Source organism: Streptomyces sp. NPDC026394 (assembly GCF_055567735.1).
In genome coordinates, this window is record NZ_JBVHPX010000040.1 from 1 (window position 1) to 12,421 (window position 12,421).

Below are 12,421 nucleotides of genomic sequence, written 5' to 3' on the forward strand. Positions count from 1 at the left end.
CGATCCGTGGCCCAGCTCGCCCAGGACTGCTCCGCAACCTGGCAGCAACTGGCCACCCAACTACAGCGGGCGGCCCGACGAAGTCCATGAAAGCTACGCCGGTGCGCCATCCGGACGAAGACCGCGGACGAGATCCTCGAATGCCTCGCCGGATATCTGAACCGAATTCCCGACTCAGGTCACTAAGGGCGTGCAGATCTTTACGTTGTGGCTTTCCGCTCGGTGGTTCGTTGGTCTGGCATGAGCGGGTTGGGGAGTCAGCAGGCTGTGTTGGCAGCCAAGTTCGGGGCGATTCTGCCGCATCTCGACGAGCGTCAGCGTCGTCTGCTGATAGGGGCGGAGGCCCAGTCTCTCGGCCATGGCGGGATCAGAGCTGTTGCCCGTGCCGCCGGCGTCCGGGAAGCCACTGTGTCCGCCGGCCTGCGAGACCTCAGCTCCGGGGAGACCCCGTTGGGACGCATCCGTCGGCCCGGCGGTGGACGCAAGCGCGTCGTCGACCTGAATCCAGCCGTTCGGGAGGCACTCCTCGCGTTGGTCGAGCCCGACGTCCGCGGTCACCGATGTCGCCGCTGCGCTGGACCACCAAGTCCACCCGCAAGCTCGCCGGACAACTGGTCCGACAGGGCCACAAGATCTGCGCGGACACGGTCGGCGACCTGCTGCGCGAGGAAGGCTTCAGCTTGCAGAGCAACGCCAAGACCCTGGAAGGCAAACAGCACCCCGACCGGAGCGCCCAGTTTCACTACCTCAACGAACAGGCCTGCGGCCACCAGGACAGCGGGGCTCCGGTGATCAGTGTGGACACGAAGAAGAAGGAACTGGTCGGCCCCTTCAAGAACAACGGCCGCGAATGGGAACCGAAGGGCGAGCCGGTGCGGGTCGACACCCACGACTTCCCCGACCGTGAGCTGGGCCAAGCGGTGCCCTATGGCATCTACGACGTCGCCGCGAACACCGGCTGGGTCAACGTGGGCACCGACCACGACACTGCCGCGTTCGCCGTCGAGTCGATCCGCCGCTGGTGGAACGGCGCCGGGCAGGCCACCTATCCGACGGCCAGTCGCCTGCTGATCACCGCCGATGCGGGCGGCTCCAACGGGTACCGCACCCGCACCTGGAAGACCGAACTCGCCCGGTTCGCCGCCGAGACCGGCCTGACGGTCACCGTCTGCCATCTGCCTCCCGGAACATCAAAGTGGAACCGGATCGAGCACCGGCTGTTCTCCCACATCACCATGAACTGGCGTGGCAGGCCCCTGACCAGCCACGAAGTCATCGTCGAGAGCATCGCCGCGACCACCACCAAGACGGGCCTGACGGTGCATGCAGAACTCGACACCACCAAGTACCCCACAGGCATCTAGGTCAGCGACGATGAGATCGCTGCCCTTCCCCTCACCCGGCACCGCTTCCACGGCGACTGGAACTACACCCTCCACCCCCGGCACCCGCTGGAAACGAGCAACGGGACGGCGGACCAGCCGCCGGCGAACAGCCCACATCCCTTGCCGACACGTACACTGCACAACCCCGAACTCACCGGTATGACCCACCACCAGCTCGTGGAATTGATCGGTGCGCTGACTCCCGAGCTGGAATTACAACGTGAACAGACACTCCGTGCGATCCGTGGGCACGAGCGGCTGGTGGCCCCCGGCACGGGCGCAAAAGCCAAGCTCACCCCGGCTGACCGCATCCTGGCCACCGTGCTCCACTTGCGCAAACTCGCCACAGTGAACCTCCGCGGGCAGCTCTTCAACGTCTCCGGCGTGACCATCAGCCGCGCGAACCGAGAAGTCCGTCCGCTCCTGGAAGCTCACGGCCACCACATCACCCCTCCACCGCCCGGTTCCGCACACCAGCCGACATCACAGCATTCCTCGCTTCCGGCCCCAACCAAGGCAATATCAGGCTGCGAGTTAAAGATCTGCACGCCCTTAGGTGACGTGGGAGGTCGCCGGGCGGGGTCGGCGGGTTCGCTGCCGAGGTGTTCGCTCCGGTGCCGCAGCGGGACCAGCGGCGGTGGGGCGAGTGCTGTCTGCGAGATCTGATGCCGGCCGGCCGACGTGAGTCGATCCCGACCGATGGCCGAGCGGCTGCCGCCATTGCCTCCTGTCCTCGGAGATGGGAACTGTGCCCACCGCGAGCTCGCGCACGGCCTGGGCCTGAAGCCCTCCGAGGGCCGCACCTGGCGCGAGTGACGGCACCACGCCACCCGCCGACTCGGGTGCGGGACCGGCCCGCCCTGCACTCGCACGGACACACCGTCACGAGCCGAGGGTGCTCCTTCTGCCGGGAAGACACCCGAGACTCGAAACAACTTTCCGATATTCCGGGACTTGGGTACAGCGGCTACTCCGAACGCCATTCACTGCGACATAGCCACCTGATAATTACCCTTGATCCTTACAGACGCATGATGTAACTTACACGATCAGGGTCCACACCCTCCCTTTCGCACCACAGCTCTCACCGGCTGTGTTCACGTCCGGCAATGACGCGAACATCCGGACAAATCCAGCGACCGATGCACGAAAACACCGCCGAGTTTCATTCTTTGTTGTGAGTACTCCGGAGTCACAAAGTGGATCACGAACAGCTTGAGCGAGGACGGCGTGCCGCCATGGGCCCGAAGGGGCATGCCGTGAGACTCGCCGTACTCCGGCGCGCCGGAGTACGGCCCGGGGGCTTCCGCTTCCTGCCTGAGGCGAGTTCGACAGCCGACCGGCGGAGGCCTGCCGGGTGATGCTGCCCAATCGAGCGGCAACAGAAATACGGAGCTGGTCGCCATAAAAGCGACTACCCTTTCCCCCGGAAAAGATTCCGACGAATTCAGAGCGCCAACGAGGACTGCACGCAAGAGACAAAGGAACTGCCGGTCCTGCCACTGCCGTTCTCGCAGCCGGACCCGTGATGACAAAAGCATGCGGACGGGAGCAAGCCACACTCATGCCACGGCAATCAACGGACGACGAGTCCGCACGGTACGCGGAACGAGGGATCGTGCCGGTCCTCGAACAGAATGTGTCCGCATGAACGGCGCAGCTGGTCAGGACTACGGCACGGGCTCGCCCGCGCGCACCTGCGAAGTGGGTGGCCGCACGGCTCGTGCCGTGCGCGGCCTACCTGGGCCGTCACGCGGCCGGAGCCCGCTGGGAACCATGAGCTTCTCAACTTCCGGAGCCGTATCATGAAGGCCGCCAACCCGCTCTCCCAGCAACAGCGGGCCGTCTGGGCCGCGCAGCAGCTCTACCAGCACAGCGACCTCTACAACGTCCCCAGAGCCTATCGCCTGACCGGTCCCGTCGATGCATCGGCACTCGAAGGCGCAGTGCGGCGGGTGATGGAACGTCACCCGGCTCTGTGTGTGGACATCGACGAAGCCCAGGACGGCACGCTCCACCAGTCCCTGGGTACGGTGCCCGCGCGAGTTCTGGCCGTGCACGACATCCCGGCCGACAGCCTGCGGGAGCGTCTGGCCGGCGAGATCTCCCGGCCGTTCGGGCCGGAGTCGACGGCGCGGCTGCGCGCGCACCTCTTCCGCCTCAGCCCCGAGAACTCCGTTCTCCTGCTGGTCTTCGACCATGTGGCGGTGGACGCCCCCTCGGTGCCGATCGTCCTGGAGGATCTCGCCGAGGCGTACTCCGCAACGGCCGGCGGAGCGCCGGTGCAGCAGACTCCTGCACGCACCGATTACTTCGATTACGCCCGCTGGCAGGAGGAGCACTTCGCGTCGCCCGACGGCGCCCGCGGTGCCGCGTTCTGGGGCGACTACCTCAAGGGCTGGCACGGTGACGTGTTGCACGCACCGGAAGCGCCCGCCACGGGACCGGACGCCCTGCACATGGCATCGGTGCCGGTCGCCGTGCCGGCCGGCCTCCTGACGACCAGCGAGCGCCTCGGCTTCACCCCGTTCGCCGTCCTGCTCGCGGCCTTCGCCGTGGCTCTGCAGCACTTCTCCAGGGCTGATGACGTCCTCATCACGTACCCGGCGATCGACTGGAAGAGGTCCGAGTACGACCGAGTGGTGGGCCTGTTCACGGAATTGCTGGCCTTCCGCTGCCCGGAGCAGCGCGATCTCGGGTTACGCGACTATGTGGCGGCCGTGCAGGACTCCCTGTTCGAGAGCTTCGACCACCAGAGCGCACCACTGGACCGGCTCTGGGACCAGGTGCGCAAGGCGACCCACCCGCACTCGGGGGTCGACCTCCCCGCGATGCTGTCCCTGAACGACGCGACGGCGGAGCGCCTGCCGCTGCCCGGCATCGAGGTGACGGAGATTCCCACCGCGGTCCGGGACGGCAAGGCCAATCTCATGCTGTCCGTGGAGATCCGCGGCACGCAGGTGACCGGCCTGCTGGAGTTCCGGAAGCGGCTGTACGAGCCGGCGACCGCCCGGCGTATCGCCGCCGCCTGCGAGGAGATCCTCCGCGCGATCGTCACCGGCTGGGACGGAGCCGTACGGGCCGTTCCGTTGGCGTCCGCGGCAGACCGCGCCCTGGTGCTCGACTCCTGGAATCCCGTGCCACCCGACGAGCGGGCAGCACTCGTTCCGGAGTGCTTCACCCAGCAGGCGCGGACGGCTCCGGACAGCGTCGCCGTCCTGGAGAACGGCCAGGCGTACTCGTACCGGGATCTGGACCTGATGAGCCGCGACATCGCGTCGCGGATCGCGGCCCTCGCTCTTCCGCCCGGAAGCGTCGTGGCGCTGTGCCTGCCCCGGTCGGTGCGCTTCGTCGCGTCGGTCCTCGCGGTGTTACGCAGTGGACACGCCTTTCTGCCCGTGGACGGCGAGCAGCCGGCGCGCCGGCGCGCCTTCCTCCTCTCGGACTCAGGGGCTGCCGCCGCCGTCGTGCACGGCGCCACCGACAGGGGAATACCGGAGGGCATCCCCCTGGTCCACCTGGAGCAGGCCGCCGAGGACGTCCCGCACCGGCCGTTCGAGGACGTGCCACTGAGCGGAAGCGCCCCCGCCTACCTCATCGCCACTTCGGGCACCACCGGTCTGCCCAAGACCGTCGTCGTCCCGCACCGGGCCCTGGCGAACCACCTTGCCTGGAAGCGTCAGGAATTCGGGTGGCGCGCTGACGACCGCTTCTACTTCAAGACACCGGGCATCTTCGATGCTTCCGTATGGGAGTACCTGGCGCCGCTCACAGCCGGTGCGCTCACCGTGATCGCGCCTGAAGGGGCGCACCGCGACCCGGCCCTGCTGCTGTCGGAAATGCGCCGGTACGGGGTCACCGTGGTCCAGTTCGTCCCCACGCTGCTCAAGGCCGTCCTGGCCGAAGGAACCCTGTCGGACTGTACCGCGCTGCACCGGCTCTTCTCGGGCGGCGAACCGCTGGAACGCCCGGTGGTCGATGCCGTCCGGCGGGCGTGCCGTGCCGAAGTCGTCAACTTGTACGGGCCCACCGAGGCCACCATCGACGCGACGTTCCACCGGTGCTCTGCCGAAGACCGCACGGGAACGGCAACCGTACCCATCGGACGCCCGGTCCACGGTGCTCAGGCCTACGTACTGGGGCCCGGGGGGCAGCCGCTCCCGCCGGGCTTCGTGGGGGAACTCCACCTCGGCGGGCTCCCGCTGGCCCTCGGCTACATCAACCGCGCCGAACTCACCGCAGAGCGCTTCATCCCGCACCCGTTCAGTCAGGACCCCTCGGCACGCCTGTACCGGACGGGAGACCTCGCGGCCTTCCGCGAGGACGGCGTGCTGGAGTTCCGTGGCCGCGACGACGCCCAGGTGAAGGTGCGCGGGCTGCGGGTCGAACTCGACGGGCTCCGTCACCTGATCATGGCGTATCCGGAGGTCAGCGACGCCGTGGTCACCGTGCGGCCGGAGGCGCCCGACTCCCTCCTGGCCTACTGCGTGGTGGCCGACGGCGTCGACCTCGACGGCCTCCGTCGCCACCTCACCGAGCGACTGCCTTCCGAACTGGTACCCGACCACCTCATCGGGCTGCCGGAGCTGCCAGTGACCCCCACCGGAAAGGTCGATGCGCGTGCCCTGCCGACGCCCGAGGCCGGGCGGAGTACGACGGCCGAGGGCGCTCCGCGCGGCGATCTGGAACGCCGTCTCACGGACCTGTGGGCCACGGCCCTCAGCATCGACAGCACACGGATCCCCCGCGACAGCAGCCTGTTCGAACTGGGCGGGAACTCCTTGACCCTCATTCGCCTGCACCGCCTGATCAGGCAGGAGTTCAGGGCCGACGTCGCAGTCACCGACCTGTTCACCTACCCGACCGTGGCGGCCGTCGCACGCCTGCTGAACGGCACCGAAGGGGAGACAGAGCATGCCGACTGACCCGGACCTGCGGGAAACGCCGCAGGGTGTCGCCGTGATCGGCATGGCCTGCCGGTTCCCGGGCGCACCGGACATCGAAGCCTACTGGGAGAACCTGGTCCAGGGGGCCTGCTTCCTCACGTCCCGCACGCCGGAACACATCCGCGCGCTGGGTGTACCCGGGGAACTGCAGACGGATCCCCAATACGTGCCGGTCTCCGGAACACTGGACGACATCGACCAATTCGACGCGGACTACTTCGGGATCTCCCCCGCCGAGGCGGCGGCCATGGACCCCCAGCACCGTCTGCTTCTCCAGGAGGCCGTGCACGCGCTCGAACACGCCGGATGGGCCGGCCGCCGGCATGACCGGAGGATCGGCGTCTTCTGCGGCGGCGGAGACAACCGGTACGCCCGCTACCTGCCCGGCGGTCACCAGGCCCCCGCCAGCCTGCTGGACAGCCCGACCGCGCTGCCGCTCCGGGTCTCCTACCATCTGAACCTGCGCGGTCCGAGCGTCTTCGTGAGCAGTTCGTGTTCCACGTCGCTCACCGCCATCCACCTCGCCCGGCGCAGCCTGCTCGCCGGAGACTGTGACCTCGCGCTGGTGGGAGCCGTCTCCTTGCTGATGCCGTACGAGTACGGTTACCGCGCCGTCGACGGCGGTGTACTCGCACCGGACGGCCGGCTGCGTCCCTTCGACGACGCGGCCGGCGGCACGGTGCCGGGCAGCGGCGTCGGCGTCGTGGTGCTCAAGCGCCTCGACGACTCGCTGCGCGACGGTGACACCGTCCACGCGGTGGTGCGGGGTTCGGCGCTGAGCAACGACGGTGCCGACCGCCAGAGCTTCGCCGCGCCGACCGTACGAGGGCAGCGCGAGGCCATCGTCGCGGCTCTGACCGACTCCGGCGTCGATCCGGCGACCGTGGGCTACGTGGAAGCGCATGGTACGGGCACCCCCCTGGGGGATCCCGTGGAACTGGCCGCTCTCAAGGAAGCCCGGGGGCTGCTCGGGGTGGGCTCGCCCTGTGCCGTGGGCACGGTGAAGTCCTCGGTCGGTCATCTCGACATCGCCGCGGGGATGGCCGGATTCCTGAAGACGGTACTCGCGCTGCGTGCAGCGACCGTGCCGGCGACCGTGGGTCACTCCATACTGAACACCGCCATCACGCTCGAAGACAGCGGCTTGTACATCAACACCCGTACGCGCCCGTGGCCCGAATCCGCGCACCCGCGGCGTGCCGCGGTCACCTCCCTGGGCCTTGGCGGGGCCAACGCGCACGTCGTCCTGGAGCAGTCCCCCGACGTGGTGCCCGCTGCGGCCGAACCCGTGTCCGGGCCACAGATCTATCCGGTATCGGCGCACTCACCTCGCGCCTTCCACGCGGTGTGCGAGCAGCTGGCGCGTGCGGTCCCGTCGGTACCGGGCCCGAGCGCCGCTGCCGACGTGGCGTTCACACTGCAGGAAGGCCGCGAAGCGCGGCAGTTGAGGCGGGCGTGGGTCACTCCGTCGCTGCGCGAGCTCGCCGCGTCCTTGCGCGAGGGTGCCGCACCCACGCCGCAGGAGCCCCTTGTGCTGGGCGTCGGCCTGGACGAGGCCTTCGCGGCCGGTCCGCCTGGCATCCACCTTCTCGCCGACCGGCTGCCTCGGCTGCGTACGGCCTTGGAACGCCGGGGCCCGGACCGTCTGGACGCGTTCGACGGGGTGTCCGGCGACGCCTTCCGAGCGGCCCACGGCGCCCTGGAGGCGCTGCGAGCCCTCGGCGTGACAGCGGAGGCCTTGGCGGCCGTGGGCGCGGGCGAGTACGTGGCGTTCGCGTTCGCCGGAGTGTTGCCCTGGGACGTGGCGATGCGCGGCTTCCTCCGCCACACGCGCATGGTGGCCGCGACGGGCCGGGACGGCGACCTGAGCCGGTGTGAGCGGGAGCTGATGGCGATCGAGCGGGAGCTGACGGCCGCGCCGTGGACGCGTCCCTCGTGTGACCTGCTGTCCGTGACGCTCGGTGAGACCCTGCCCGCCGGCAAGATTCCCTCGCCGGACCATCTCGTGGAGGTGTCCCGCTCCGCGGTGCTGGGCGGAGCGGAGACCGTGCTGCCCGCGCGCTTCCCCCTTGTCCTCCCGGCGCCGGCCTCCTGGGAACAGTGGCTGGGCCTGGTCGCACACTGCTGGGAGAGGGGCGCCGACGTGGCCTGGGACCTGCTGCCCAGATCCGCTGCCGCCCGCCGTACGGTGCTGCCGTCGTACCCCTTCGACACGGCGCGCCACTGGGCAGCCGAGCCCCCGCAGTCCTCAGCGCCCCCGCTGTCCCCCGCCGCCGACGCGCCCGCGGCTCCTGTCACCGCTCCTTCGGATCCTTCGGAGATCCAGGAACAGCTGGCGGAGATCTGGCGACAGGTGCTGGGGGTCGAATCCGTGGCGCCCGACGACAGCTTCTTCGAACTGGGCGGGCACTCCATCGTGGCCTCACAGGTACTGGCCAGGATCCGCGAGCGCCTGCGGGTGCGCGTCCCACTCGGCGATCTGCTCGATGCCGAGACGCTGGCCGGCATGACGGAGCTGGTGATCGCGGAAACGGCATCGATGAACCTGTACCGGACCCTCACGTCCGACGGTCACGACGACACGAGGGGAACGGTCGAGCTGTGAACATCACCGCCCTTCTGGAGCGTCTGGCGAGGGACGGTATCCGGGTCGCGGCCAAGGCCGACCGACTGGCGGTGTCGTCGCCGGACGGTGCCCTGACCGACGACGTCAAGGACACCATCCGTGCGCACCGCGAGGAGATTCTGCAGTTCCTGCGCGAGTACCGGGAGGAAGAGGCCCGGCGGCAGGTCCGCATCGAACGCGTCGACCGGACGCTTCCCCTTCCCGCCTCCTACGCGCAGCAGCGGCTCTGGCTGATCGAGCAGACCGCGACCGAACTCCCCGTGTACAACATGTACTTCGCCTACGAGCTGCGGGGCGCCCTGGACGAGGCCGTGCTGCGGGAAGCCGTCGCGGCCGTCACCGCCCGACACGAAGTCCTGCGAACCGCCCTGGTCGAGGCCGACGACGGCCTGCGGCAGGTGATCGACGAGCGGTGCGCACCCGTTTTCGAGCGGCACGAGGCCGGTCCCGAATCGATCGACGACACCCTCTTCGCCATCGTCTCCACCAGGTTCGACCTCGCCGTGGCCCCGCTGATCCGTTTCGACCTGGTACGCACCGGTCCCCGGCGGTGGGTGTTCGTCGTCACCCAGCATCATGTGATTTCCGACGGCTGGTCGACCGGACTCCTCCGGAATGAGCTGTCGGAGTGCTACACGGCACGGTTGGAGGAGCGGAGACCGCGCCTGCCCGACCTGCCCGTGCAGTACGCCGACTACGCCGTCTGGGAGCGTGAATGGCTGGGGAGCGAACTCGCCCAGCAGCAGCGCGAGTACTGGCGTCAGACCCTGGCCCAGCTCCCCCCGGTGCTCGACCTCGTGCCGTCCCGGCCTCGTCTCGCCGTCCAGCACTATCGGGGCTCGGCGTTCACTTCCGTCTACGATGCGCAATTCCTCGGCAGGGCCAAGGAGTTGTGCGCCCGGACAGGTACCACGCTGTACAGCGCATTCGCCGCCGCCTACTCGCTCCTGCTGTCCCGGCTGAGCCGCAGCGACGACATCGCGTTGGGTAGTCCGCTGGCGAACCGTCCCTACCCGGTGTTGGAGAACTCCCTCGGTCTCTTCTTCAACTCCATCACTCTGCGCAACCGTATCGACGAACAGCAGACCGTCCGGGACTTCCTGACCGAGGTCAGGAGAACGGCATTCGAGGCGTTCGCCCACCAGGACCTTCCGTTCGACCAGGTGGTGCAGGCTGTCGCCGCCGAACGCAGCAGCTCGCACTCACCGGTCTTCCAGACGATCTTCATCCTGCAGAGTTACCCGGACGAGAATCTGACGTTCCCCGGCGTCGAGGCCGAGCCCGCCGACACCCCTGTCTACTCCGCGCAGTACGACCTTCTGTTCAAACTCCGCGAGGACGGCGATGAACTGCACGCGCTGCTGGTGTACGACACGACTCTGTGGGACGCGGACGACGCGCGGCGCTTCGTCGCCTGGTTCCGACATCTCGTCGAGCGCATGTGCGCGGCGCCGGACGCCCGGCTCGGTGAGCTGCCGCTGATCGATCCCGCCGAAGCAGCCGACATCGCCCGCTGGAACGCCCGTACCGTCTGCCCCGTACCGCCCGCTCCCGTGCACGCGCTCATACGGGACCGGCTCGCCGAGGAACCGGACCAGCCTGCCCTGACGTTCCGCGGCACGACCCTGTCCCGCGGTGACGTGGCCCGTATGGCGCGAGCGGTTGCCGCGGGACTGGCGGCCGCGGGCCTGCGCCCGGGCCAGCGGGTCGGTGTGCTCATGCCGAGGACTCCGAAGCTGGTCGCCGTCCTGCTGGGCATCATGTCGGCGGGCCTGGTGTACGTGCCGCTGGACGGCGCCGCCCCCACGGCACGCGTCGAGACGATGCTGGACACCGCGCGGTGTACCGCGCTCGTCACGGGGGAGCCTTACGGGGGAGAGTGCCCAGGTTTCACCGGAGCGCGGATCGACGCAGCCGGCCTGCTGGACACGCGGGGCGTCGGTGAGCCCGTGACCGGCACGGACTCCGCGTACGTCATCTTCACGTCGGGCTCGACCGGGCTGCCCAAGGGCGTCGAGATCTCCCACGCCAACCTGGCCCATCTGTTCACCGCCCTCGACCGGGCGGTCCCGCTGCCCGAGGACGCGGTCTGGCTGTCCGTCACCGGGGTGACCTTCGACATAGCCGTCGTCGAACTGCTCTGGACCCTCGCACGCGGCATCCCCGTGGTGCTCGCGGAGACATCGGAGACGCTGCGGAACGCACCGCGCTACGCGGGCGAGTGCGAGCCCGCGACGGTCCCCGAACTGATTCTGGGTGAGAAGGCGACGGCCATGCAGGCGACGCCCACCCTGTTGCGCGGAGTGCTGCAACTCTCCGGGGGCGAGGAGGCGTTGCGTTCACTGCGCCTTCTCATGGTCGGCGGTGAGACGCTCGACACCACGCTGGCCCGGAGGCTGAAGGCGCTGGGCATCCCGAAGGTTCTGAACATGTACGGGCCGACGGAGACCACCGTGTGGTCCACGTGCTGGGAGGTTCCCGACCGTCCCGAGAAGGTACTGATCGGCAAGCCGCTGGCCAACACCGCCGCGTACGTGGTGGACGCGGCCCTCCACTCGGTACCGGTCGGAATGTACGGTGAGCTGGTGCTGGCCGGCGCCGGCGTGGCCCAGGGGTACGTCGGCGACCGGCAACTCACCGAGGCCCGCTTTCCCGTTCTGGCGTCGGTGCCCGGTGAGGGCAGGGTGTACCGGACCGGCGATGTGGCCCGGCTGCTCCCCGGCGGTCATCTCGAACTGGTCGGCCGCATGGACAACCAGGTCAAGGTCAACGGCTACCGGATCGAGCTGGAGGAGATCGAGCAGGCCGTCAACGCCCTGCCGGCCGTAGCCGAATGCGCGGTGACCGTTAAGCGCACCGAACAGCGCAGTGTGCTGGTCGCCCACTGTGTCCCTCGCGAGGGCCACCCGCTGGACCCCGAAACGCTGCGGGCCGGGCTGGCCGAGGTGCTGCCGGATCAGATGCTGCCGGCCGTCTTTGTCACCCGTACATCCCTGCCGACCACGGCAAGCGGCAAGACGGACCGCAGGGCCCTGCCACCGGTCCCCCTCGACAAGGCCGAGGAGGCACCCCAGGAGCCCACCGGGGAGCTTGAGGCGAAGCTCCTGGGCGTCTGGCGTTCCGTCCTCGCCGACGACACGATCGGCCCCACGGCCGACTTCTTCCGCTCCGGAGGGAGTTCGATCCTGGTGGCCCGGCTGCTCACCGAGGTGCGTAAGCACGTCCACGCCGACGCCCGGATCGTGGATCTGTTCCGCTTCCCCAGTGTGCGGACCTACGCCGCCCACCTGGCCCGCGGCCAGGACACCGGTTCCGAGTCCACGGCTGCGCCGGAGGCCGCGTCGCGGGCCCGCCGCGCCGCGCAGCTCAAACGCCGCCAGCAAGTCCAGCGCAAGCAACGTCTGCGCGGTCCCGGCTCCGGTCCGGAAGCCGTCTGACCCCTGTACCTACGAGGCCCCACCGGA

Annotated in this window: 3 protein-coding genes and 1 pseudogene; all 4 read left to right on the top strand. The window is 69.1% G+C overall.

Annotated elements, in window-relative coordinates; genetic code table 11:
• The first annotated feature begins 240 nt into the window (after nucleotides 1-240).
• The 4 genes and pseudogenes from ACZ4QV_RS40755 to ACZ4QV_RS40770 all read left to right on the top strand — a co-directional run bounded on the left by ACZ4QV_RS40755 (nucleotide 241) and on the right by ACZ4QV_RS40770 (nucleotide 12,394).
• Nucleotides 241-2,051, top strand: a pseudogene (locus ACZ4QV_RS40755) (ISAzo13 family transposase).
• A gap of 1,139 nt (nucleotides 2,052-3,190) precedes the next feature.
• Nucleotides 3,191-6,310, top strand: a complete 3,120-nt coding sequence (locus tag ACZ4QV_RS40760; protein ID WP_467764385.1) for a non-ribosomal peptide synthetase — start codon at nucleotides 3,191-3,193, stop codon at nucleotides 6,308-6,310.
• A complete protein-coding gene (locus tag ACZ4QV_RS40765) occupies nucleotides 6,300-8,936 on the top strand; it encodes a beta-ketoacyl synthase N-terminal-like domain-containing protein (protein ID WP_467764386.1) in 2,637 nt (878 codons plus the stop codon). Before ACZ4QV_RS40760 ends, ACZ4QV_RS40765 begins: the two co-directional genes overlap by 11 nt.
• Complete coding sequence (locus ACZ4QV_RS40770; RefSeq protein ID WP_467764387.1) at nucleotides 8,933-12,394, top strand: non-ribosomal peptide synthetase; 3,462 nt, start codon at nucleotides 8,933-8,935, stop codon at nucleotides 12,392-12,394. Before ACZ4QV_RS40765 ends, ACZ4QV_RS40770 begins: the two co-directional genes overlap by 4 nt.
• Nucleotides 12,395-12,421 lie beyond the last annotated feature (27 nt).